The sequence below is a fragment of the Enterococcus infantis genome (genome assembly GCF_049166715.1).
GTDB classification, from domain to species: Bacteria; Bacillota; Bacilli; order Lactobacillales; family Enterococcaceae; genus Enterococcus_C; species Enterococcus_C leclercqii.
Genome location: NZ_JBMHFB010000003.1, coordinates 86,028 through 110,228 on the forward strand (window position 1 = coordinate 86,028; position 24,201 = coordinate 110,228).

The following is a 24,201-nucleotide window of genomic DNA, read 5'->3' on the forward strand; positions in this document are numbered from 1 at the left end:
AGCAGTTTTTGGGGGAGGGGTTTTGTATGTCTTTGATTCGTCAAGCACAAGCAGGGTGCGAAGATTCTTTTGTAGAGTTGTTTGAACGATATCGACCAATCATCTATCGCTTGCAGGGAATTTACTATTTGCGGGATTTTGATGCCGATGACTGGCTACAAGAAGGACGCATCGTTTTTTACGAAACCCTACAACGCTATGATCCGGCTATGGGGGTAACGATTGGTGCTTTTTTTAAGAAGAATTTTGAAAACGCCATCAAATCCCACCTTCGCAAACAAGCCGCTTACAAACGCCGCTGTCTGGTGGGGGCCGTTTCGCTGGAAGCAAAGATTGCCGAAGAGGGGCCAGATTTTCAAAGCAATGTGGGACAGTGGGCACCACCGGCTGATCAACAGCTGTTGGTAGAGGAGGCACTAAGCACGTTTCGGGGGGATTTGTCGAAGCTTGAACAAGAGGTTTTCGGCGAGTATTTGAAAGGGGCGGAGTTAGAGACTATCGCAGCCAAACGCTCCCAACCCACCCGGCAGATTCGCTATGCGTATGAACGTTCTCGACGTAAATTGTATCAAAATTTACGATTTATTCAGAAGTGATTGAAAACATAAGTAAGGGGTTGCTTGCAGAATGTCACGTCAGCAAATTGCTGAGAAAGTCATATTTTGTTATGCAACCTCTTACATTTTGGAGAAGTTTGATTTTTTAGTGAGTGGTAAAAGCCAGAGATGGTCAGTTTTACGCAAAAAAATGTCGCTTCTTCAAAAATATTGAAATTATGGATTGTCAGGAGCTTTTTGTTATGATAAACTTGTAATTTTCCTTAAGATGTGGTAAAATGGCATTCGAGGTGAACGCGATGCCAACAACTTTAGCGTCAATCAAAAAAGATTTGGAATGTCGTATCGGTAGCGAGATCATGTTAGTTGCACAAACAGGCCGCAAGCGTCAGACAGAACGCAAAGGCGTGTTGACAGAGACCTACCCATCTGTTTTTGTGGTAGATCTGGATCCCGAAGAAAATTCTTTCGAACGGGTTTCATACAGTTATTCTGACGTGTTGACCCGTACTGTCGAGATCGAATTTCTGGGGCAATGAGTACGAAGAAGCGAGAGTTTGGCCGAGTGTGCCGAGCTCTTTTTCTTTTGGCAAAAAACGTAGATAAAGGAGTAGCCGATGGAAGTAAAGAATAAACATTTCAATCAGTTGACGACAACAGAGTTTCTGGAAATTGCCAAGCTGCGGGTGGCCGTTTTCGTTGTGGAACAAAATTGCCCGTATCAAGAAATTGATGAGATTGACCAACAGGCATGGCATGTTTGGCTGACAGATGAAGCAGGCCAGATTGCCGCATACGGTCGGGTCTACGGAAATGAGGAAGTCAGTCATTTAGGCCGGGTTTTGGTACGACAGGAGCAACGAGCACATCATCTGGGAGAGCGACTGCTTCAAGAATTGTTGCAGGTGGCAATGGCCAAATTTCCTCAGCGGCCGATAGAGATTGGTGCTCAAGCGCACTTGCAGAAATTTTACGGGAAAGCTGGCTTTCACACTGTTTCTGAGGTATATCTGGAAGATGATATTCCTCATGTGAAGATGCTGCGAGAAGCCGTCCCACTTTAAAAACCCAAAAACCCAAAAACCCAAAAACCCAAAAACCCCTGCACAGTCTTGGAACGACCAGTAGATGTCGGTCTTTCCAAGCTAGGCAGGGGTTTTATTATTTCCAGGCAATTATTGTCAGAAAGAATCAAAGGGCGGATTCTCAGTAAGTGCTGTTGTTGTCCAAGTCATCTTTGTCTGAATTGGTGGTTGCTGGTTTTGTAGCAGCTGCTTGTGTTTCCAGCAAATCGCGGATGTCTTTTAAGAGGCTTTCAGTAGTATCTGCAGGTACTTCTTCCGGCTCGTCTTCTTTGCGGGCAGTCAAATTTTTGGCATGGTTTGCTGCTTTAACCACCAGGAAAAGCACAAAAGCAGTGATTAGAAAAGTAATGATCGCACTGATTACATCACCGAATTTGAATGTTACACCTGATCCAGTTTTCCAATCCAACACTCCGAGTGCTTCATCAAGTTTTTTACCTTTTGTAAACAGAGAAACAACTACTCCGATTAACGGTGTAATCAATCCATCCACCACTTTTGTGACAATAGCGGTAAAGGCAGACCCGATTACGACACCGACGGCTAGATCAAGGACGCTGCCTCGCATAATAAACTCTTTAAATTCTTTAATCATGAAATGATTCCTCCTTTTTGAATAGTAAGTTTTAGCTGCAAACCAGTTCTTCAAAGAAAAGGGGTTTACAAGCAGTTATAATTTCTCTTACAAGTATAGCGGAGAGAAAGCAAAAACTGAAATAATATGACAGCTGCTAAAGGTCTTGGAAAATCAAGAAAAGTTCGGAATATGCTATAATTTAGTGAAAATGCTTTGAAAATTTGGCCTCGTTTTTTTTCAGTGACAAGTGATTTTTACTTGTTTGTGGTAGAAAAGCGACTGCTGCAAAATAAAAGCAGGAAATCGGTGCTTTTTGAAGAGACAGGCGGCTTTTTGCCAGTGTTTCAAAACGACCTTTTTCAAGAGAGGGGACACAACATGACTAAACAGATCCAACCGGGGATCTTTCTACATACGATCCCGACGGAAAAATTCAAAACGGTGCGGCTATTTATCCGTTTTTCTGCCCGTCATCAAAAACAGACGGCAGCAGCCCGCACATTGTTAACTTCTTTATTGGAGACAAACAGCAAGCGTTATGCTACTCAAACAGCATTGAGCAGCCGTTTGGCAGAATTGTATGGTGCAAGCTTTGGCGTCAGTATGGCTAAAAAGGGTGCCTTGCATCAAATTAATGTGGCTATGACACTAGTCAATGGCAAATACGTGGCAGACGATGAATTGTTGGCACAAGGGCTGGATTTTCTAAAGGAAATTCTCTTTGCACCAAATATCAAGGAAGGGGTCTTTGATCTAGAGACCTTTGCTGTAGAAAAGGAAAATCTGCGGGCTTACATCAAAAGCATCGACGAGGACAAGCAGTCCTATGCTTCGTTGCAGCTGCAGCAGCTTTTCTTCAAGGAAGATGCCGATCAGCAGGTGCCAAGCTTTGGTACTTTGGCGACCTTGGCCGATCTCGAGGCAGCAGACTTGGTGACTACCTATACAGAAATGTTGGCAAACGATCAAGTGGACATTTTTCTCGTAGGCGACTTGAGTGAGAAAGAGGCTGAGGAGCTGGTTTCCGTGTTGCCTTTCCCACAAACTGAGCGAGTTCATCCAGAAATCTATTTTGAAGCGGCTGCTGATAATATAATCACGGAAAAACAAGAACAAGAGCCATTGACCCAATCCAAACTGAATATCGGCTATTGGACCGACATTGCTTATGAAGATTTGCGTCGATTCCCATTGATGGTTTTCAATGGATTGTTTGGCGGGTTCCCACATTCTCGTTTGTTTATGAATGTCCGGGAAAAGGAAAGTATGGCTTACTATGCTTCCTCCAGCTACGACAGCTTCCGGGGCTTTGTCAATGTTCAGACAGGGATTGATGCAGCTAACCGGGACAAGGTACTGCATTTGGTAGCACAACAGTTGGAAAATCTGCAGCAAGGAGCAATTACTGATGAAGAATTGGCTCAGACAAAAGCGATGTTAAAAAATTCCTACCTGCTGTCGTTGGATAATCCACAGGCACTGATTGAAGGGGCGTATTTGGACAATTGGCTGCCCCAAGCGGCTTTGACAGATGACGCTTTTCTGCGGATGATCGACGAAGTCACAGTGGCGCAAGTCCAAGCAGTCGCCCGCTCAATCAAATTAAAAGCTGTCTATTTCCTGGAAGGAGTCGGAGCCAATGCGTAAGATTCAATATGAACAAATCAATGAAACTCTTTATACCGAAGTTCTCCCCAATGGCTTGACGGTCTTTTTGCTACCTAAAGCGGGGTTCCATAAAACATACGGCCTGTTTTCCACCAATTATGGCAGTATCGACAATACCTTTGTGCCACTGGGGGAAACCGAAGCTGTCCAAGTCCCCGATGGTATCGCCCACTTTTTGGAGCACAAAATGTTCGAAAAAGAGGCCGGTGACATCTTTCAAACGTTTGGTAAGCAAGGAGCTAGTGCCAATGCCTTTACCAGCTTTACGAAGACGAGTTATCTCTTTTCTGCGACGGATAATATCCGCTTGAATCTGGAAACACTGCTGGATTTCGTTCAGGAACCATATTTTACAGAAGACAGCGTCAATAAAGAAAAAGGAATCATCGGACAAGAGATTGGTATGTACCAAGACGATCCGTATTTCGTCCAATTTTCCGGTCTCTTGGAAAGTTTGTACCCGGAGCATCCTTTGGCAGTGGATATTTTGGGAACGGTAGCGACAATTGATCAGATTACCGCTGACGATTTGTATTTGTGTTACAACACCTTCTATCATCCTAGCAACATGAAGCTCTTGGTGGTAGGTAATATCGATCCAAAAGAGACCATGGCTTGGATCAAAGAAAACCAATCCGGCAAAGAGTTCCCAGCTGTTGAAGCCGGCGAGATTCAACGGGTATTTCCTGCTGAGTCCTTGGAGCAGATTCGCAAGACTGCTAGCCGGCAATTGCCTTTGACTCGTGGAAAAGGAGCGTTGGGGATTCGGGGGCTAATGGCAGAATTGCCGGAAGATCCTGCCGAGCTGTTGCGTTTTCGCTATGCTATGAATCTGTTATTGGCACTCTTATTGGGAAATACCAGCAGCAATTACTTGCGGCTATACAACGAAGGAATCATCGACGATTCTTTTGGCTTTGAATACAATCTGGATCGCGGCTTCCACTTTGCCGGTCTGTATGGTGACAGTGACCAGCCAGAGGTGATGATTGATGCGGTGCAACAGATTCTTTTGGGCTACGCAGAGGACCCGGAAGTCAACGAAGCCAATCTGGAGCTGTTGAAGAAAAAGCTGTTGGGCAAGTATTTCCAATCCTTAAATTCGTTGGAATATATCGCCAATCAGTTCACACAAAGCCAATTCGGTGAGTTGACGATCTTTGATGTGCCGGAGCTGATCCGCACGATTCGTTTGAAAGATGTGTTGGCAGCTGCCGAAATATTGATCAAAGAAGAAGCCTTTTGTCGGTACTTTTTGTATCCGGAAGAAGGAACAGAGGCATGAAAACGGCACTGGTGATGGGAGCCTCCGGGGATATTGGGGAGGCTGTCTGCCGGCGTCTAGCACAAGCTGGCTGGTCCTTGTATTGTCATTGTTACAGTAATGAAAGAAAAGTCTTAAAATTTGTTAGTGAACTGTCTGAAAGCTATCCTCACCAAGATTTTTTTATGGTATGCTTAGATATGTTGAACTATCGTGAAATACCGGCGTTTCTGGCAGATTTATTCCAAGTAGACGGCGTAGTTTTTGCCGCCGGATTTACCAAGTATGGCTTATTGTCTGAACACAGCCGCACCGATATGGAAAACTTGTGGAAGATTCACATGGAAACTCCGTTATTGTTATTGTCTGAATTACAGCCTAAACTGCGACAAAGCGGACAAGGGCGCGTGGTGTTTATCGGCTCGGTTTACGGCTTGTCCGGTAGTGCCATGGAGACGGTTTACAGCGGTGTCAAAGGGGCACAGCAGAGTTTTGCCAAAGCCTATGCCAAAGAAGTTGCTTCATTGGGAATCACCGTTAATTGTGTGGCTCCGGGGGCAGTGGATACCAAGATGAACCATACGTTCACAGATAGCGAACTTGAAACCTTGACTGATGAGATTCCGCTGGGAAGACTGGCGGCTACTAACGAAATAGCAGCAGCTGTCGCTTACCTTTTCTCAGAGGAGGCCCAGTATACGACAGGTGTCACGATACCAGTGACCGGCGGCTGGCTGTCATGATAAGACTGGAGAAGATGACTACGTGGAAAACGTTGCAACGACTGTCGGCCAGCGACTGCGGCAGGCCCGTTTGAATAAAAACATGTCTCTAGATGAGCTGCAACAGATCACTAAGATCCAACGCCGCTACCTAGAAGCAATTGAAAATGATGATTTTGACTCATTGCCCGGTACATTTTATGTGCGGGCATTTGTGCGCCAATATGCCCAGGCTGTCGGCGAAGATGGCGATCGGCTGGTTGATGTCTTGGACGGCAAAGAAAGTTTGACACCGCCGCCACCAAAACGTCCGCAGCCGGAAACGGTGCAAGGCTCGCGCAAAGCCCTCCATGTCGAGGAGAAAACCGGAAGTCCGGTGGTGCGTCTGTTGCCGGTGATTTTTTTCAGCTTGGTGGCAATTACGATCATTGGGGTCGTGGCCTGGCAGACGATTCAAGACCGTAATTCTGATCCGATTTTGACGGATCCGGGGTCTTCGGTAGTGGTGGATAAACCAAAAGAATCCTCCACAACAGAATCAAAAGCTGCGGAAGCGAGTTCTTCTAAGCCTGCTCCACAGGAAAGTACCACTGAATCTTCTAGCGCACCGGCTGAAAAAGTCATGAGCATGGAGATGATCAGCAATACCCAAGAAGTGGCGAATGTCCAGATCAACGATGCAAAAGCACCTTTAAAATTGGATTTTCAAGGTCAGGCAACGGGCCCTTGCTGGGTAGGGGTGATTGTCAATGGCGGGTACGTTTATCAGTACACCTTGCAAGCCAACGAGGCACAATCCACCACCTTACCAGAAGGGACCACCGAAGCCAGCATTATTTTGGGGGCTAGCGCCAATATTGCAATCAAAGTCAACGACCATGACCTGCTCTTTACGGAAGCAGGCATGCAAGCCTTGCGAAAAACCATCAATTTGACGGTGGCGTACCAAGAAGCTGCTGGAAGCAACACCCAACAGTAGGTCTTTTTGAAAAATCAGTAACTCATTTTTTCTGCACCATAGATACAATAAAAAAGAGAAGAGGTATTTCCCATTGAATCTTCCAAATAAACTGACTGTGATCCGCATCTGTATGATTCCAGTCTTTATCCTAATCCTGGCGCTGCCGCTGGATTGGGGCACATTAACTGTCGGCGACACGAGTCTGGCAGTCACACATCTGGTGGCAGCTGTCATCTTTGCTGTGGCTAGTATCACTGATTGGCTAGACGGAAAAATTGCCCGTTCCCGCGGCCTGGTGACCAATTTCGGTAAGTTTGCCGATCCTTTGGCAGACAAAATGTTGGTGATGACGGCATTTATCATGCTGGTTGAACTTGGCAAAGCACCGGCTTGGGTCGTAGCAATTATCGTCTGCCGTGAGTTGGCAGTAACCGGCCTGCGCTTGTTACTTGTCGAACACGGGGAAGTGATGGCAGCTGCTTGGCCGGGAAAAGTCAAAACAGCAACTCAGATGGTAGCAATCATCTTATTGTTCATCAACAATATTCCTTTTGGTTTGATGGGCCTGCCACTGGATCAGATTATGCTGTACGCTTGCTTGATCTTTACGATTTACTCAGGGGTCGATTATTTCGCCAAAAATACCGCCGTTTTCAAAGGCTCTATGTAAGAGAAGCGGTAGTCACTTTATCAAATCAAGCGCTGCTCAATTATTATGAGCAGCGCTTTTGCTGTTTTTAGAGCTGTGAATTTTTTGAAAGAAAAGCGTCTGCAGCGAAGGACCTTCTGCGGGAAAAAAGCGCAGCTATGCTATACTTTAGCTGCGATGTTCTGCTGAGTGTGACAGGCAGAACAGATAAAAAAAGGAGCTGTAGACAAGTGAAAGCAGAAATCATTGCGGTAGGAACCGAGATCTTATTGGGGCAGATTACCAATACCAATGCGACATTTTTATCTGAGGAATTGGCTGGAATGGGTTTTGAAGTGTACCATCACAGTGTGGTGGGGGACAATCGGGAACGGTTAATGCAGCTTTTACAAACTGCCGAGTCGCGCAGTGATCTGGTTGTGTTGTGTGGCGGGTTAGGCCCAACGACGGATGATTTGACCAAAGATGTCACCGCGGAATTTGTCGGCGAAGACTTGGTACAAGATGCGGCGGGTTTGGCCAATTTGGAAGCCTTTTTTGCAAAAGCGCTGCGACCGATGACGCCTAATAATTTGCGGCAGGTACTGGTTTTTGAACACGGCGAAGCATTGCCGAATGAAACCGGCTTAGCTGTGGGAATTTTTTACCAAAAGCCGCAACAAACGGCGTATCTTCTTTTACCGGGACCTCCCAGTGAATTGAAGCCGATGTTTTTACACCATGCCAAGCCGCTTTTAGCCCGTCAATTGCCACAGCATGAACACTTGTTGTCGCGCGTGTTGCGCTTTTACGGTATCGGAGAATCCAAGTTAGTGACCGAGCTGGCTGAATTGATTGACAACCAGTCAAACCCCACTATTGCTCCTTATGCCAAGCCAAATGAAGTGACGGTACGATTGACAGTCAAAACCAACGATGAGGCAGCAGGCGAACGTCTGCTGGCAGAAACCGAAGCACAAATTATGAACAAAGTCGGGGCTTATTTTTACGGTTACGGGGAGGAAAACAGTCTGGAGAAGGTGGTGGTGGCGTTACTGAAAGAGAAGCACAAAACAGTGACCGCAGCCGAAAGCCTGACTTGTGGGCTGTTTCAGGCAACATTGGGCAATGTGCCGGGGGTGTCTGAAGTCTTTGCCGGTGGCTTTGTGACCTATGGCGCGGACACGAAGGAACGCTTTTTAGGAATCTCGCCGGAGCTCGTGGCAAAATATGGTACTGTCAGCCGCGAATGTGCGGAGGCGATGGCTTTGGCAGCCTGTGAAAAAGCTGGCGCTGATTTTGGCGTGAGTTTTACCGGAGTTGCCGGACCGGAGGAATTGGAAGGACAATCAGCGGGAACCGTGTGGCTGGCATTGGCGCAAGCCGGCGAGGTGGAAAGTCGGTTGTATCACTTCACCCGGGATCGGGCCTATGTCCGTCACAGTGCAGTCATGGCGGGATTGGATCTGTTACGTCGGGCATTGTTGTCTGAAGGCTGAGAATTATCAGCAAAAAAGTAATTTAAAGAAATGCGAAAATATGTTCGCTTTTTCTTGCAATTTTAGATGGGAAAAGCTATCATAAGAGTACATTAAACGTAATGGTAGACAGAAAACGAAGGCGGCCAGGCGCAGTTTGAGACCGACTTTCGCTTTGAGGATAGACACTTTAAGGAGGATCATCATTTGGCAGACGATCGTAAAGCAGCCTTAGATGCTGCATTGAAAAAAATCGAAAAGAGTTACGGTAAAGGTGCCGTCATGAAACTGGGAGAAAAGGTTGATCAGCGAGTTTCAACCATTCCAAGTGGTTCATTGGCTTTGGACGTAGCTTTAGGTGTTGGCGGCTATCCCCGTGGCCGGATTGTTGAAGTTTACGGCCCGGAAAGCTCTGGTAAGACGACAGTCGCGCTGCATGCGATTGCTTCGGTCCAACAAGAAGGCGGGACGGCAGCTTTTATCGATGCCGAGCATGCGTTGGATCCTTTGTACGCCCAAAAATTGGGTGTGAATATTGACGAATTGCTGTTGTCACAGCCAGACACCGGTGAACAAGGCTTGGAAATCGCTGATGCCTTGGTATCCAGTGGTGCAGTGGACATCGTCGTCATCGACTCAGTAGCCGCCTTGGTTCCACGGGCGGAAATTGATGGTGAGATGGGGGATGCCCACGTAGGGTTGCAGGCACGTCTGATGTCTCAGGCATTGCGCAAGTTGTCCGGTTCCATCAATAAAACCAAAACAATTGCTGTTTTCATCAACCAGATTCGTGAAAAAGTCGGGATCATGTTTGGTAATCCGGAAACGACTCCTGGGGGGCGTGCGTTGAAATTCTACGCAACGATTCGTTTGGAAGTGCGCCGTGCGGAACAACTGAAATCTGGTACCGATATTATCGGGAACCGAACCAAGATCAAAGTTGTAAAAAATAAGGTTGCACCGCCTTTCAAAATTGCTGAAGTCGACATCATGTACGGCTTGGGAATTTCTCAAGAAGGTGAGCTCTTGGATATGGCAGTGGAAAAAGATATCGTGGACAAGAGTGGTGCTTGGTATGCCTACAAAGGCGATCGGATTGGTCAAGGCCGCGACAACGCGAAGAACTACATCAAAGACCATCCTGAGCTCAAAGAAGAACTCAACCAATTGGTTCGAGCAGCCTACGGAATCGGAGAAGCCGCAATCGTTGCCGAAGATCCTGAAGGACAAGAAGAACTGCTATTGGACGAAGAATAATCATAATTTAGCCTCTATTGACACCGGCCAGCTTATTGTTGGTGGGTGTTTTTTTAATCTCGTGATTGGAGAGAAAAAGGACTGTCAGGAATCATACAATCTGTCAGTAATAGCAAAAATGACAAGGGCTATCTTTTTATAGAATTAAAAAAACGAACTTTTTTAGTTGGATGAAGCGAGGGATTGCACCTTTAAATTTGTCTCTTTAATTCTTTTTTTAAGAATGAAATCGTGCTGCAATAAGGGTTGTAAACAGGGGTGTTTCTTTTCAGTAAAATATCTGAAATAACAAGGTTTTCCGTGGGTTCAGCCGGCGCCTTTTCCCCTTTAAAAAGTTGACAGTCCCCTTTACAAACATTAGAATAAAGTTGTGCACTTTGCACGCATGCGAATGTAGGCATGTTGATAATGTCATTTAAAAAAGTTTATCAAAAAACTACAAGAATAACTAAATACGATAGTACGGAGGTGGATTTAATGGGACTTTATATTCTCCTCGCTATCATCGGTTTAATTGTTGGTCTTTTAGCAGGATTTGTCGTTGCCAAGAACAAGCATGAAAAAGAACATGCTGAAGAACTGGCCGGCGCGCAAAACTCAGCGCAAGGTATTCTCCAGACTGCGCAAAGAGATGCGGAAACTCTGAAAAAAGAAGCATTGTTGGAAGCTAAGGAAGAAAACCAGAAGTATCGTGCAGAAATCGAAAGTGAGTTGAAGGAAAGCAAGCTCGAAATCAAATCACAAGAGAATCGCTTACTGCAGCGGGAGCAGATGTTGGATCGTAAAGACGATTCCATCGAAAAGCGCGAGCACTCCTTGGAAGATCGTGAGCGAACACTTAGTTCTAAACAGCAATTAATTGACGAGCGAGAAAAAGAAGTCGAAAAACTGATCGGGGATCAACAGCAAGAATTGGAACGTGTCGCTGGATTATCCCGCGATGATGCAAAAGAGATTATCATGAAATCGACGGAAGAGGAGCTGAACCATGAGCTGACGCTGATGGTGAAAGAATCCGAGCAACGGGCGAAGGAAGAAGCTGACCGCAAGGCGAAAAACCTGCTGTCACTGGCAATCCAGCGCTGTGCTGCTGATTCGGTCTCTGAAAATACGGTATCTGTAGTCTCCTTGCCAAATGATGAAATGAAAGGTCGGATTATCGGTCGTGAAGGCCGCAACATCCGTACTTTGGAAACTTTGACCGGTATCGATTTGATCATCGATGATACCCCGGAAGCAGTCGTCTTGTCAGGCTTTGACCCGATTCGTCGGGAAATTGCTCGTATGACTTTGGAGAAATTGATTCAAGACGGTCGGATTCATCCGGCCCGTATTGAAGAGATGGTGGAAAAATCTCGCAAGGAAATGGATGAACGCATTCGGGAGTATGGCGAACAAGCGGCCTTTGAAGTGGGCGCCCACACGCTGCATCCGGATTTGATCAAGATTTTGGGACGCTTGCGTTTCAGAACCAGTTACGGTCAAAATGTATTGAACCACTCCATCGAAGTTGCAAAATTGACTGGTGTCTTGGCTGCTGAACTGGGTGAAGATATTCAGTTGGCTAAACGAGCAGGTCTTTTGCACGACATCGGGAAAGCATTGGATCATGAGATCGAAGGCTCCCACGTGGAAATCGGCGCCGAATTGGCTGCCAAGTACAAAGAAAATCCGGTGGTAATCAATGCCATCGCTTCTCACCATGGTGACGTAGAAGCAACTTCTGTCATCAGCGTATTGGTGGCAGCTGCAGATGCACTGTCGGCAGCTCGTCCGGGCGCCCGCAGCGAATCTTTGGAAAATTATATCCGTCGTCTGGAAAACTTGGAAAATATTTCCAACAGTTTTGCTGGCGTCGAATCCAGTTTCGCCGTCCAAGCCGGCCGCGAAGTTCGGGTCATGGTCAAACCGGAAGAAATTTCCGATTTGGACGCTGCCCGTCTGGTTCGGGATATCCGCAAAAAGATCGAAGACGATTTGGATTATCCAGGCCACATCAAGGTCACTGTTATCCGGGAAACCCGCGCAGTCGACTACGCCAAATAAAGCAAAGAAAACCACTGACAGCTCCGGTTGTCAGTGGCTTTTTGTTGTAGAAGAGAAATTGGTGACAGCTGCTGTAAAAAGGGCTTTGGTTTATGAGGATTTTTGCTAGCAGTGCATAGTATAATGGCCAGTAAGAACGACTGATGAGAATGTATCGCAAAAATTCAGATAATCTGAAGACAGCACTGTTTTGATGAAGGAGAGCGTGGCAGGATTTTCTAATCGCAGGGGAATAAACAGACGTCCATTCATGGAGGAGAGAGGCAAGATGGGGAGTACCGGAACACAGGATTTTTCGAAGATTCGTAAGCTAGGCGGATTCAGTAATGAAGCGAGAATCCAACAGTTCTCTGATAATATTTTAGACAAAACCTATCAGGTATTTTTGATTGATGAAGCGGGTCACCGGCAAATTTTTAAGCGAGCTGAAGCAAATGAGATTGCCGCTTATCAACAGTTGCAAAAGATGACGCACTTCACAGATCAACAACATTTGGCAGTCCCTGTATTGCAAAGGGTGGTGGCAGATGCGACTGATGAGAAGTGGCTGCTGCTCAGCTTTTTTGAAGGCGAGGACATGCGCAGTGCCTCGGGGCGGATATTTGAGGTCTTTGGTGAAGCTTTGGCCACTATAGTGAATGCGGGAGTTGCAATGAACGAACCTCCTGCAGATCCGATTTCATCAGTTTTTGAACGTTTAGAGCAGAAGCTGCTACCACATTCAATCGCTGCCCGTGGATTGGCTGCATACAAAAAGCGTCGGTGCCAAATGCCACTGACATTCACCAATGATGACTTGTTGCCAATCAATGTTCTGTGGCGAAAAGATGAGGTCTGTTTGATTGATTGGGGCTATGGTCGAAGGGGGACTTATGTAGCTGATCTTGCTCGATTTTTGGCATTTACGGGCTTTTCAAAAGAGGTGACAGGCGGATATCCGATTTCTGAGATAGACGGCAGGCGGGCAATAGCGGCATTCTATCAAGGCTTATCTTCAACGATTAAGTCCCAGCGTCGTTCTGGTGAGTTTTGGATGGATCTGAAAGCGGAATGGCTATTTCAGTATTTGCTGGCATTGTGGCATTTGCCTCAAATCATTGATGATGAGTTGCAGACCCCATTAGAGCAGCAGTGCTACAGAAGACTTTGTAAGTTGGTAGCGGAGTTGGAAGCCTAAGAACCGCAGCAGTCCTTTCTTATCCCATTGGGTGAATGACGCTACTAGCTTTGATGAAATCAAGAGTAGTCAGCATTTGAAATTTTAATGATGAAAAAACAAGTCACTTCCACGGATTTTTAATGGAAGTGACTTGTCTTTTGCTTTGACGGACAGATCTTGCCGAACAAAGCGGCAGGATTGTTTTTCTTAGTTTATCATAAATGACCCCGGGCAATCCGCTGTGAATCCAAAAACCAATAGTCACGATAGTCTCCGATTAAGGCAGTAAATGGTTGATGCGGGATGTTTGCGATGTGTAGTTGGTCCAATAAATAGTTGCGCAAGATCCAGGGGTCCTCGATGTGGCGAGCGTTTAGCTGAGCGACAGCTGCGATTGTTTCCGGGGTGGTATGAAGTGCTACAGCAATAGTGGTCAATGGTTGCCCCAAGCGGCGTATGTTTTCGTTAAATTCAGCGATGGTGTCTGTTTGTTGCTGTTTGGTCAATGACATAACGGCTTCCTCCAATCAGATAGTTGTGGCAATGTTCGTTCGAAAAAGCGTTCAAAAAAATTTCTTAATCTTCGGTTGCACAAGTGCACCTACGCCTTACTTCTAAATTACACTGAGTCTGGACTTGAAGATAAACTCAGCGGCGAGGTGGCTACCTTTGCGACAAAAAGATACTGACGATGCCAAGTGTTTGCCAACAATCAGCAGCCAAAAACCAGTTGAATTGCTCACAGTTTCAATTGCTACATGGTACACCTTGCCTGCCAAAAAGGCAAAATTTCCGTTTCTTTCCGGTTCAGGGGATTTTAGTTTGGCAAATGCTATAATATCAAGTAACATTTAAATCATAGATACGTACATAATAGTTTCGGAGGGGTCTCCATGAAAACAATGCTTCATACATTCTCAGATTGGATAAAAAAACATAGCCTGCTGTTGAGGTTGTTGTTTTTCGGTTCAATCTTGATCTTTGTCGCTAACCAAGTGATCAATATCGCTCACGGCATGAGTTGGCAGGAAGTCAAGGAAACAATGGATCAACAAGCAAAACCTACCTTGCTGCTAATGGCGATTTTGGGGCTTGTTGGGGTACTGCCAATGCTGGGCTACGACTGGGTAACCGTAAGAACATTGGAGAAAAAGGGCAAGCCTAAAATGCGCTGGAGTGATTTTTTTGTTTCGGCTTGGACCACCAATACCATCAACAATCTAGCCGGGTTTGGTGGAATCGTAGGAGCTAGTTTACGGGCAAATTTTTACGGCAAAGATATCGATCGTAAGCAAGTTTTGGCGACAGTCTCAAAAGTGGCGCTGTTTATGGTGAGCGGCCTCTCAGTTTGGTCATTGATTTTAGCGGTGCAAGTCTATGGTTTCGGGTGGCATCCGGAGTTTCGCAGTTACTGGCTCTGGCTGACGATTGGAAGTGTTTTGGCGCCAGGTCTGTTGGTATTGGCTTATCTACGGCGCAGGCGGTTGTTTGCCGATTTGTTTCCTAAAGGCGTCTTGCAGCTGGTGGCAACTTCTTTTTGTCAATGGAGTGGTGCGCTGGCAGTCTTTTTGGCAATTGGTCGTCTGATGGAGCTGCAGTTTGCTGTAACGGATGTTTATCCGATGTTTTTGATTGCGACTTTGATTGGGATGCTGACGATGGTACCCGGTGGGATGGGTACCTTTGATGTCATGATGATTTTAGGAATGAGCAATCTGGGCTTTTCCCAAAACCAGACAGTGGTTTGGCTATTGTATTACCGTCTGTTTTATTATCTAGTGCCTTTTGTTTCTGGGCTGGTACTCTTTTTGACCCGCAGCAGTGTGAGGTTGAACCGCTTTTTTGACAATCTGCCTCGTATCATGCTGCAAAAGGCGGCTCATTTTATTGTCATTTTGGCGGTTTACTTTGGTGGAATTATGATGGTGCTGTTGTCGACGGTGCGTAATTTGTCGGCAGTCAGTCAGATTTTCAAGGTGCTATTGCCATTTTCTTTTGATTTTCTGGATCAGACATTGAACTTACTGGTGGGCTTTTTACTGCTGGGTTTGGCACGGGCCCTCTACGCGAAGGTCAAAAGAGCGTATCTGCCCACTATCGCTGTACTGGTATTTGGAATCATGAATACCATCACCAGAACCCGGTCGGCGCGACTATTTGTCGTGTACTGCCTGATTTTATTGGCAGTCTGGTTGGCTCGTAAAGAGTTCTATCGCGAGAAGTTTGTCTACTCTTGGGGAGCCTTGATTTTTGATGGCTGCTTGTTTGGCACCTTGTTGATCGTGTATGCCGTGGCGGGATTTCATCGCGGACAATGGTGGAACAATGAAATGCTGGGCAATTTCATCTTGTTTCCGTCTGAAGATGTCTGGTTCGCCGGCTTGATTGGCTTGGCCCTCTCATTACTGGTGCTTTTCGGGCTGCAACAATATCTTTCACAAACAGATCTGCGGGTGGGTGAAGAGTTTGAGACGCAGCGTTTCAATGAGCTTCTTAACCGCTATGGTGGCACCCGCTCTAGCCATAAGCTGCGGCTGGCAGGCTATCAGATGTATTATTATCAGGAAGATGGCGAGGACAAAGTAGCATTTGGCTTCCAATTCAAAGGCAATCGCTGTTTTGTACTGGGAGATCCCATTGGTGACACAGCCTATTTTCGGCAGGCGACACGAGCCTTTTTGAAGGATGCGGATTTGTTGGGGTACCAGCTGGCCTTTTATCGGATCAGTGAAGCCTACGTGGTATTGCTTCATGATTTGGGCTTTGAATTTACCAAAATCGGGGAGTCGGGAACTGTCGATTTCACGGGGCCGTTGCCAGATTTCTTGCGGGCAGATAGCTACCGCAAAGCATCGACGCAAGGCTATCACTTCACCTATTATCGGCAGCTGCCAGTCGAGCTGTTGCAGGAATTGGAGCGAGTGAGTGACGAATGGCTGGCAGGGCAACGTGAGAAATTCTTTGCCAGTGGTCGCTTTGATGTGGATTATATTTTGGCTACACCAGTCGGGCTCGTACGCAATCAGCAGAACAAAATCGTGGCCTTTGCTACCCAACAGCCGATTTGTAACGAATGGGTTTCCTATGACTTATTGCGTTTGGGAGAAGATATGGATCAGGATGTGGCCAACTATCTGGTACTAAATATGATGCTTCAATGGGAAAAGGACGGCTATCACTATTGCGATATTGGGATGGCGCCATTGGCTCATGTGGGGGACGCGCCGTCATCTTTCTTCCAAGAACGGGTGATGAATGTCATCTACAATTACGGCAACGCGTTTTATGAGTTTCAGGAAAATTTTCGTGGCAAAAAGCCCTTTGCCAGCTATTGGGAAGGATGCTACTTTGCATACGGAAAGGGGTCCAATTTCTACTTAGCTGCCGGACAGCTGTTAGCATTAATAGGACGTGGTCGCAGCAAAGGGCCAACTCTGGTGGAAGAGGCCTTGGAAGAACGCAGCAGCTTGTGAACACGTCATTCATTCGATCCTGAATCTGCTGATTTTTTAGCAAATGAAAAACAAAAACGTCAGGCATCACCGCAGCAAAACTGCGGCAGATCCTGACGTTTTTTTCAAATTAGAGGAAGGTATTTATTTTGTCCTTAACTGGTGATTAATAGGCAGTTCCTTCCAAAAGGTCACCGGCATTAGGACCAGCATCCAATTTGTAGATGCGTTCTAAGTCAATCACGACAGCAGCCACGGGTTTTGGTACGTGATGGCCGGCTGCAAAGGTCACAGCTTCCTCATAAATGGCATCTGCTTGATGAACTTCAGCAAGACCTTCGAAGCGATAGCCTTTGAAAGCAGCGTGATCAACGGTAGCGACAACGACTTTATGGTTGGCTTCAACATTGTGCCAAGCTTGTTTGCCTGTGTGTTCGTTATAAATCAGATGAGTATCATCTAAGACCCGCAGCGTTCCTTTGGGGCCAATCTGAGGATGCCCAGCTTCGTCCACTGTTGCGATAAAGCTCAGTTGGGCAGCAATCATATTTTTCATATCTTCGGTGAGTGTGACAGTCATTGTTACCATTTCCTTTCCATATCCGGCGATTGGCGCTGTACTCCAGTGGAATCGCAAACTAACTTTTCGTAAGTATTATAATCCTATTGCAGAAAAAAGGGTAATGGTTTGTTTCCTTGTGGGAAGATTCGCTTCCCTGTGTTCAAGGAAGGTCGGCATTTGAAATGTTTAGTCAATAAAAGCCGGTCCGCTTCCAATCTTTTTTAATGGAGGCCGGCCAGCTTTTGCTTGATCTTATTTGGTTTGTTTCCTTTGTAGACAGTCTGAAAACAGGCCTATTACTAGGGAGCAGGGAGCTTCCTATCAATCTGCCAGCAGCCGGTCTTCCAAAAAGGCGGCCAATTGCAGCTCTTCATCAGCAGTCAGGTAATTTGCATCCAGCTCCTGTTGTAAGGTCTTTAATAGGTCGCGATCGATTTCCCAGAAGCCGTCCAACTGAGTAAAATGTTCAACCGGATACCGTTGAAATACAGGATACACTGCTAAAAATTCAGCAAAGGTCATCTGAGGCACCTCGGTAAAGTCAGCCACGTAACCGGCGGATAATGCAGCTGCGGTGGGATCACCATTTTCTTTCAAAATCCCTTTAGCCACCAACTCCAAAAAGACTTCCTGTTTGGTGGTCACAATTCCTTGTTGTCGACAGTAGCGATAGCCTTCTTCTACTAGCGGGGGAAAGATAATCTGCATGGGGTGGACCTCCTCTTCTTTTCGGGAGTGGTGACTGGTCAGGGTGGATGTGCCACTACTTAGAGCAATGGCCAAGACCCTGTTTATTTGTCAATGACTTGCCGGCCTTTGTAGTAGCCTTTCAGTGATACCCGATGACTGCGATGGTAATCACCGGTGGTTTCGTCAAAAGTGATGGCTGCTGCCGAAAGAGCATGGTGTCCTCGGCGCAGGCGTTTTTTAGCTTTAGATGTTTTTCGTGCGGGTACTGCCATGAAGTTGACCTCCTCTCTTACCTCTGATCCTAGTAACGAGACAACTGATTGCGGGTTTTAAGCTGGTGAAACAAGGAAGTAGCTGAAAAAATGTTGCTCTTTTCTTTCGCCGCCGCTTAGTTGCCGATAGTTAATTGAGTATAATAAGTTTTTTTACGAGCCCGTTTGTAGTCATGGATGATCTTCAATGCACGTTTGCGTGTTTTGATATTCGGGCTTTTGAGTCGGCGGTAAGCGCTACTCAAGTCTTGCTTTTCCATAGGGATAGGGGCACTCCTTTCTTTGTTTACCGGAGAGCTCCGGTGTCAGTTGGTTACCAACTGGCTTTTTTTACGCCGGGGATTTGCCCTTTGTGGGCCAATTGCCGGAAGTTGATCCGGGACATGCCGAATTTACGCATGTAGCCACGGGGGCGTCCATCAATCAGGTCCCGCTTTTTCAAACGGTTGGGGTTGCTGTCGACGGGCAGTTTTGCCAGACCTTCATAGTCTTTGGCAGCTTTTAATTCCTGCCGCAGCTCCGCATAGTGAGCAATCAGTGCTTCTTGTTTGCGGGCTTTAGCGATTTTAGATTTTTTAGCCATTTATTTCGTCTCCTTAAAAATTACATGTTTGCGAAGCTTGGGCGAATATTTTTTCAGCTCAAGCCGTTCAGGGGTATTGCGTTTATTTTTAGTGGTAAGGTACAGGCGCTCACCAGTAGGGGCGTGTTCCAATGTGATCGTTTGTCTCATAGCTGTTCGCTCCTTTTTTGCAGATAGCAACAATCGTCAGTGTGTCAAAAGTCGCAAGTAGTCGAAATGATTTCGATTTACAAGGCGTAAAACGAAACCTTTACGATTTGAACTGAGAAAGTATAACAGGAGCTTGCAGAGACGTCAAGGATTTTTGCTCAAAAAAAATACCAGCCTCAAACTAGCTGATATATCTAGCTAGTTCAAAGCTGGTTAAAATCAGGCTCAGACCCGTCGTCGCCGAGCGAAATCTACAAAGCGGAATTTGTCCAGGCGATGGATGGATTCGCTGTATTGGAAACAACGAGTATCTTCCAAATAGACCAAGCTGCGGACAATCACCACATGCTGGTCTTCCGGCGTCAAGGTCATCAAATCACGGATTTCTTTATTGACTGGTTCGACGGTGATCTCCTTTTGAGCATAGGAAATCTCTAAGCCCAACTCATTTTCAAAATACTGAAAAAGGGAGTCCTGGGCTTTTTTCTCGGGCAATAAGGGAATGATACCGGCATTCAAATAATCTCGATCTAAGATGACTACTTCCCCATCAATCTTTCTTTGGCGGATCAGCTTCCAAGCCTCAGAAGCTACTGGCCAATCGGTGATTTGATGCAGCTTGGGGGAGACGGCAATCTTTTTCAGCTCAGCGACGTGGGTCTCATTGGGAATATGCTGAGCGTTTTGGAGTTCTTTGAAACTCGTCAATCCGCTGATAGGGAAATCAAAACGATTCATATCCAACACGATGGAACCTTTCCCCTGTTTTTTCTGAATATAGCCGGCATTTTTCAGTAGATTCAATGCTTTACGAATTGTTTCACGGGAAACACCGTACATCTGAATCAGCTGATTTTCGCTAGGCAGCAGGCTTTGCGGCGGATATTCTTTATTGATGATCTTTTGTTCCAAATCTAAAAAGATCTCACGAAATTTATTCATGAACACAACTCCTTAGGTAATCATGCATCATCAAGCTGCAAAGGACGGGCAGAGGCAAATATGGCGCTGCGAGCTTGGACCAACAGCCAAAAGACAATTTGACTACTGGGCATGTATAAATAGCGGGGACAACTTGTCTAGTCAACTTCCCCCAGTTGTCTTCATTATAGGGATTTTTACTTATAAAAACAATCACGATCCGGCATTTCCAGGGTTTCTTATAAAAAAATGTAAAGGCTTTCTGCTTTTGAAGGAAGTGGAAGGCTGAGAAGTGGGGCGCTGATACGCATCTGGTCATTGTTCTATAAAAGAATAGTAATAAAGGTAGCTGTAGGAAAAAGTGACAAAACGAATAGGAAAAAGGAAATGACGCCAATGCAGCTGGCTAAAAGCAAAATTTCTCAGTGTTTGAAAGGTTTAACGATGAAAAGACAAGCAACCGCCACTAGTTTTTAATGGAAGTTACTTGTCTTTTGTGTGTCTGAGATTTGGTTAGGTTCATTTCAGCGAAGGGTGATAGCGCAGTTGTCACAGCCTCGTTTGTTTTTCTGACTTAAAGACAGCTGCTCTTATTCCACCGTGGCGTGTTAGATCATTTTTGGAGTAGTTGATCCAGATCCAATTCCGTCAATTCGTGGACGGTCTGATCGGCTCCATGCAGTGGTTCCCCGGAGAGGACTCCGACTGCGTACATTCCGCTGGCTTTGATGCCATCCAGTCCAGCTTGTGCATCTTCGAACCCGACGCATTCCTCTGGTGTAAAGCCTAACATTTCCGCAGCTTTGATGAAAATTTCAGGATCCGGTTTGCCTTTGTGGAGTGTCGCCGGGTCTACGATAGCAGCAAACATCGTGATAACGCCCAGTTTTTCCAAAATGAAAGGTGCATTTTTGGAGGCGGAAGCGATGGCACAAGGAACTTTTTTTGCTTGGGCCTCCTCTAAGAAGGTTTTGACTCCAGGCAGCAAGTCTGCCGGTGTCAGATCCTGCAGCAATTCAACATAGTGGGTATTTTTTTTAGCGGCTAAAGCTTCTTTTTCAGCTTGGGTGAAATCGTTTTGACGCCCACCATGAACTAAGATGCGCTCCAACGAATCCATGCGACTGATTCCTTTCAATTGCTCGTTGAACTTAAGATCAACATCGATGCCAATCTCTTTGCCTAAATCCCGCCAAGCGAGAAAGTGGAATTTTGCAGTATCGGTGATTACACCGTCCAGATCGAATACTAACCCTTTTTTCATGAAATGATTGCTCCTTTTTATAATTTGGCTTACAGGTTTTGCTTTACTGTCCAGTTACGCGTAGGCAATGACTGTCTGTTCGTTGGCTTTTAAGGTGATGGTTTCTCCATTGATGATAACACGAGTCGGCTGACTAGCAGTCAAGATAACCTCGTCAGTCGTGACTTTCACGGAATAGTCGATAGTTTTCACGGTAATGTGATAGGCCACTGACTTCCAAGCTTGTGGCAGATGCGGATCAAAGTGCAGGAGGTCTTCGCGGACATCCATCCCGGCAAAAGTGGTGAGGGGGATGTACAAGGTTGCTGCCATGACACCGGCGTGGATTCCTTCGGCAGTGGTCCCGCCTTGAATATCCCGATAATCAGAATACAGGGCTTCCTGATACAGCTGCCAAGCCAGATCGTTCTCACCCACCATTGCCGCCAGCTGGGCATGGACGACGCGAGACAAAGTAGATCCGTGGGACGTACGAGCCAGGTAATAATGGAGATTGGCGGAGACATAGTCTTGCGGCAGTTGCTTTTTATAGCCCAGGTCATGCAAAATCTCGTCTACTTGGCCTTTAGAAAAGTTGTAATAAATCATCAGGCTGTCTGCTTGCTTGGCCACTTTATAGTCGTCAGCAGACTGGCCCTCAGCATTTAAGATACGGTCCAATCGGTAAATGTTGCCATACTTTTTCCGATACGCCTCCCAGTCTAGATCTTTAAGTTGGAAGTAGCCGTCAAATTGGGCGATGATACCAGCCTCGTCAATCACTAACCGCAGCTGGTGGCGAATAGTTTCCATAGTTGCAACCACCGCGTCTGTGACTCCGGTCTTTTCTTGGACGGCTGCAAAAGTTTCACTGCCTAATTCAGCTTTTAAAGCGGCAACTTCTTCAAAGAGCCAGACCACCATCATATTGGTGTAGGCATTGTCTTTTAAGCCACCTTCTGCTGCTCCCGGATAGGCTTCGTGGAATTCATCCGGGCCCATAACACCGGCGATGGAGTAGCGTTTCTTTGCTTCATCAAACTGGGCGATGCTCTGCCAAAAATGAGCAATCTCCAAGATCAGTTCGAGACCGTAATTTTCCATGAATTCTCGATCACCGGTGTTGTGCCAATATTGCCAAACATTGTAGGCGATAGCTAAGGAAACGTGGCGCTGACGTCGGCTGTGGTCTTCTTTCCATTCGCCGCTAATCGGATTCAGGTGGAGCTCTTGGGATTGCTCGGTACCTTCAAGCCCTGATTGCCAAGGGAACATCGCCCCTTGATAACCGGCATTGGCGGCATCAATTTTAGCAGCCGGTAAGCGCAAGTAGCGATACAGCAAGAGCTGACGTGCAGTTTCAGGAAAACGCAGGATGTAAAAAGGCAAGATGAAAAGCTCATCCCAGAAGATATGTCCACGATAAGCCTCCCCATGAAGTCCACGGGCAGTGACAGACGCATCCAGCTCTTGATTTCCGTTGGGAGAAGCTGAAGCTAGCAAGTGAAAGGTATGGATATTTAAAAGTTTCTGACTCATGAGATCGCCTTCGACAGTTACCGCCGCTTTTTGCCATAGCTGCTGCCAAGCCGCCGCCGAAGCTTGGGCTAGTTCGGAAAACTTAGGAAATGCCGTTGCAGCTAACTCTAATGGCAGCTGGGGTTCTTCTTTACGAGCTTGAGCTACTCGAACAGTCTTTTCAATTTCATACCAGTGATTCGCCTGGGCTGCAAAGGTTACCGTTTGGAAAACTTTTTCTGCGGTAGCCTCAGTAGTGAGAGTGGCATTTTGCAAAAGCGATCCGGCTAGATAAGACTGTTGCAAAAGAGTAATTTGCGAGTTTTTGGTGCGGGCTGCCAGCATTGCCCGCGGGCCATCGACGGCAGTTTTCAAGAGTTCCAGATGGCGGTTTTCCAAGCTGCGGTAACGAGCCACGTTATAATTGTAGACTGTGCCGTCTGCTTCTGTGACTAATTGGATTTCACCAGAAAAACCGATGGGTGACACCCGATAACGCAGACTGTAAAACTCTCGCTGAGCCATGCTGACGATCTTTTCGGTCTCTATTGCAAGTTTACGGCCGTCTGCCAATTGGAGGATTCCTCTAGACGTCATGATTCCTGTGCGCAGATCCAGTGAACGATGCAACGAGGAAACATTTTCTGCTGTGACTGTGATTTTTTCACCATCAATCACGGGATAAATTTTCTGCAAATTAGGGGCATTAACGAAATCCTCATTGGCAATGGTCCGGTCTGCTACTTGGGAATAGGCGGTGTTGTAAAGACTAGCTAGATAGGTCGCGGGATAGGTCGCTTCGCTGATTTCCATCTCCGGAGTCGTTCCCCGCAAGCCCATAAAACCATTACCAACGGTTAAAAGGGATTCAACTGAGTATTCGTCTTTGCCCGGACGCAACCCGTAATAATCCAAGCGCCAGGAAAGCTGTTGGGCAGCGGTGGCAAAGTCTGCTTCTGTGGTATTAGCAACGTAGGGTTGGTTTAGATTTTCTGTCAGCCACTGGGACAATTCCAAGAGTCCTTCAGGAAAATCAATTAAAACCGGTTGGGGGCTGTTTAGGATACCACCGTCAGCGGGATGTCGTTGCAGCCAATTTTTTAGTTCGATTGCGGCTTCTGAAGGGAGTCCAGTGAAGCTGCGCTGTTGACCATCTGGTGTTTCGGCCTGCCAATTGTGGTCATGGATGGTTATCTTGTTTAGTTTCATATTCGGTAGCGGAAGATGATCGCCATCTTCCTGCGCTCCTTTCTATTTGAGAGCCTGCTTCTGCCAACTTGTCTATACATGCAATTTTATTATAACGAACTTTGTCAGCGATTTCAAATGTTATCCGTTAGATATTAATAATTTCGCAATTAATGGTATGCAATAATTATGCAACAAACAGAAACATTAATAGTAGGGC

General features: G+C 46.3%; 25 protein-coding genes. 14 read left to right on the forward strand and 11 right to left on the reverse strand.

Annotated features, from left to right (window positions below):
* Positions 1 to 26 precede the first annotated feature (26 nt).
* The 3 genes from ACOMA8_RS04455 (at position 27) to ACOMA8_RS04465 (ending at position 1,621) form a co-directional block, all read left to right on the forward strand.
* Positions 27 to 596: a sigma-70 family RNA polymerase sigma factor gene (locus tag ACOMA8_RS04455; protein ID WP_421368845.1), complete on the forward strand. Its 570-nt coding sequence runs from the start codon at positions 27 to 29 to the stop codon at positions 594 to 596.
* Positions 597 to 856: 260 nt separating this feature from the next.
* Positions 857 to 1,096: a Veg family protein gene (locus ACOMA8_RS04460; protein ID WP_161900431.1), complete on the forward strand. Its 240-nt coding sequence runs from the start codon at positions 857 to 859 to the stop codon at positions 1,094 to 1,096.
* Between the two features lie 78 nt (positions 1,097 to 1,174).
* A complete protein-coding gene (locus ACOMA8_RS04465; protein ID WP_161900353.1) occupies positions 1,175 to 1,621 on the forward strand; it encodes a GNAT family N-acetyltransferase in 447 nt (148 codons plus the stop codon).
* A gap of 142 nt (positions 1,622 to 1,763) precedes the next feature.
* Here ACOMA8_RS04465 and mscL read toward each other — a convergent pair whose 3' ends face one another.
* Positions 1,764 to 2,237, reverse strand: a complete 474-nt coding sequence (gene mscL / locus ACOMA8_RS04470) for a large conductance mechanosensitive channel protein MscL (RefSeq protein ID WP_421368848.1) — start codon at positions 2,235 to 2,237, stop codon at positions 1,764 to 1,766.
* A 360-nt stretch (positions 2,238 to 2,597) separates the two neighbouring features.
* On the opposite strand from mscL, the gene yfmF reads away from it, so the two are divergent.
* The 9 genes from yfmF to ACOMA8_RS04515 all read left to right on the forward strand — a co-directional run bounded on the left by yfmF (position 2,598) and on the right by ACOMA8_RS04515 (position 13,420).
* Entirely contained in the window at positions 2,598 to 3,866 is a 1,269-nt protein-coding gene (gene yfmF / locus ACOMA8_RS04475; protein ID WP_161900351.1) for an EF-P 5-aminopentanol modification-associated protein YfmF, read from the forward strand.
* The gene (gene yfmH / locus ACOMA8_RS04480; RefSeq protein ID WP_161900350.1) at positions 3,859 to 5,172 is read left to right on the forward strand and encodes an EF-P 5-aminopentanol modification-associated protein YfmH; all 1,314 of its coding nucleotides are present in this window, start codon (positions 3,859 to 3,861) and stop codon (positions 5,170 to 5,172) included. Before yfmF ends, yfmH begins: the two co-directional genes overlap by 8 nt.
* A complete protein-coding gene (gene ymfI / locus ACOMA8_RS04485; protein WP_161900349.1) occupies positions 5,169 to 5,894 on the forward strand; it encodes an elongation factor P 5-aminopentanone reductase in 726 nt (241 codons plus the stop codon). Before yfmH ends, ymfI begins: the two co-directional genes overlap by 4 nt.
* Before the next feature lie 22 nt (positions 5,895 to 5,916).
* Positions 5,917 to 6,852: a helix-turn-helix domain-containing protein gene (locus tag ACOMA8_RS04490; RefSeq protein ID WP_161900348.1), complete on the forward strand. Its 936-nt coding sequence runs from the start codon at positions 5,917 to 5,919 to the stop codon at positions 6,850 to 6,852.
* Between the two features lie 73 nt (positions 6,853 to 6,925).
* The gene (gene pgsA, locus ACOMA8_RS04495; RefSeq protein WP_161900347.1) at positions 6,926 to 7,504 is read left to right on the forward strand and encodes a CDP-diacylglycerol--glycerol-3-phosphate 3-phosphatidyltransferase; all 579 of its coding nucleotides are present in this window, start codon (positions 6,926 to 6,928) and stop codon (positions 7,502 to 7,504) included.
* A gap of 209 nt (positions 7,505 to 7,713) precedes the next feature.
* Positions 7,714 to 8,961 carry a competence/damage-inducible protein A gene (locus ACOMA8_RS04500; protein WP_421368852.1) on the forward strand — a complete coding sequence of 416 codons (1,248 nt, stop codon included), beginning with the start codon at positions 7,714 to 7,716 and terminating at the stop codon, positions 8,959 to 8,961.
* A 186-nt stretch (positions 8,962 to 9,147) separates the two neighbouring features.
* Positions 9,148 to 10,197, forward strand: coding sequence for a recombinase RecA (gene recA, locus ACOMA8_RS04505; RefSeq protein WP_161900345.1), 1,050 nt, complete (start codon positions 9,148 to 9,150; stop codon positions 10,195 to 10,197).
* Between the two features lie 477 nt (positions 10,198 to 10,674).
* A complete protein-coding gene (gene rny / locus ACOMA8_RS04510) occupies positions 10,675 to 12,243 on the forward strand; it encodes a ribonuclease Y (protein ID WP_161900344.1) in 1,569 nt (522 codons plus the stop codon).
* A 268-nt stretch (positions 12,244 to 12,511) separates the two neighbouring features.
* Positions 12,512 to 13,420, forward strand: a complete 909-nt coding sequence (locus tag ACOMA8_RS04515; protein WP_421368854.1) for a phosphotransferase — start codon at positions 12,512 to 12,514, stop codon at positions 13,418 to 13,420.
* A gap of 197 nt (positions 13,421 to 13,617) precedes the next feature.
* On the opposite strand, the gene ACOMA8_RS04520 is transcribed toward ACOMA8_RS04515, so the two are convergent.
* A complete protein-coding gene (locus ACOMA8_RS04520) occupies positions 13,618 to 13,914 on the reverse strand; it encodes a DUF2316 family protein (protein ID WP_421368856.1) in 297 nt (98 codons plus the stop codon).
* Positions 13,915 to 14,071: 157 nt separating this feature from the next.
* Between ACOMA8_RS04520 and ACOMA8_RS04525 the strand changes: the two genes are divergently transcribed.
* Positions 14,072 to 14,257: a hypothetical protein gene (locus ACOMA8_RS04525; protein ID WP_421368858.1), complete on the forward strand. Its 186-nt coding sequence runs from the start codon at positions 14,072 to 14,074 to the stop codon at positions 14,255 to 14,257.
* A gap of 38 nt (positions 14,258 to 14,295) precedes the next feature.
* Positions 14,296 to 16,875, forward strand: coding sequence for a bifunctional lysylphosphatidylglycerol flippase/synthetase MprF (gene mprF / locus ACOMA8_RS04530; protein ID WP_421368860.1), 2,580 nt, complete (start codon positions 14,296 to 14,298; stop codon positions 16,873 to 16,875).
* Positions 16,876 to 17,020: 145 nt separating this feature from the next.
* On the opposite strand, the gene ACOMA8_RS04535 is transcribed toward mprF, so the two are convergent.
* From ACOMA8_RS04535 to ACOMA8_RS04575, 9 genes are all read right to left on the reverse strand, one after another.
* Positions 17,021 to 17,434: a pyridoxamine 5'-phosphate oxidase family protein gene (locus ACOMA8_RS04535; protein ID WP_161900339.1), complete on the reverse strand. Its 414-nt coding sequence runs from the start codon at positions 17,432 to 17,434 to the stop codon at positions 17,021 to 17,023.
* A 303-nt stretch (positions 17,435 to 17,737) separates the two neighbouring features.
* Complete coding sequence (locus ACOMA8_RS04540) at positions 17,738 to 18,124, reverse strand: hypothetical protein (RefSeq protein WP_421368862.1); 387 nt, start codon at positions 18,122 to 18,124, stop codon at positions 17,738 to 17,740.
* An 83-nt stretch (positions 18,125 to 18,207) separates the two neighbouring features.
* A complete protein-coding gene (rpmF, locus tag ACOMA8_RS04545; RefSeq protein WP_161900337.1) occupies positions 18,208 to 18,378 on the reverse strand; it encodes a 50S ribosomal protein L32 in 171 nt (56 codons plus the stop codon).
* Positions 18,379 to 18,494: 116 nt separating this feature from the next.
* Positions 18,495 to 18,638: a putative metal homeostasis protein gene (locus ACOMA8_RS04550; protein ID WP_161900336.1), complete on the reverse strand. Its 144-nt coding sequence runs from the start codon at positions 18,636 to 18,638 to the stop codon at positions 18,495 to 18,497.
* A 53-nt stretch (positions 18,639 to 18,691) separates the two neighbouring features.
* Complete coding sequence (gene rpsN / locus ACOMA8_RS04555; protein WP_421368865.1) at positions 18,692 to 18,961, reverse strand: 30S ribosomal protein S14; 270 nt, start codon at positions 18,959 to 18,961, stop codon at positions 18,692 to 18,694.
* Positions 18,962 to 19,111, reverse strand: coding sequence for a 50S ribosomal protein L33 (gene rpmG / locus ACOMA8_RS04560; protein WP_161900334.1), 150 nt, complete (start codon positions 19,109 to 19,111; stop codon positions 18,962 to 18,964).
* A gap of 225 nt (positions 19,112 to 19,336) precedes the next feature.
* On the reverse strand, positions 19,337 to 20,053 hold the full coding sequence (treR, locus tag ACOMA8_RS04565) for a trehalose operon repressor (RefSeq protein ID WP_161900333.1): 717 nt from the start codon (positions 20,051 to 20,053) through the stop codon (positions 19,337 to 19,339).
* A gap of 592 nt (positions 20,054 to 20,645) precedes the next feature.
* Complete coding sequence (pgmB, locus tag ACOMA8_RS04570; protein ID WP_161900332.1) at positions 20,646 to 21,296, reverse strand: beta-phosphoglucomutase; 651 nt, start codon at positions 21,294 to 21,296, stop codon at positions 20,646 to 20,648.
* 54 nt (positions 21,297 to 21,350) lie between these two features.
* On the reverse strand, positions 21,351 to 24,002 hold the full coding sequence (locus ACOMA8_RS04575) for a glycoside hydrolase family 65 protein (protein ID WP_421368868.1): 2,652 nt from the start codon (positions 24,000 to 24,002) through the stop codon (positions 21,351 to 21,353).
* Positions 24,003 to 24,201 lie beyond the last annotated feature (199 nt).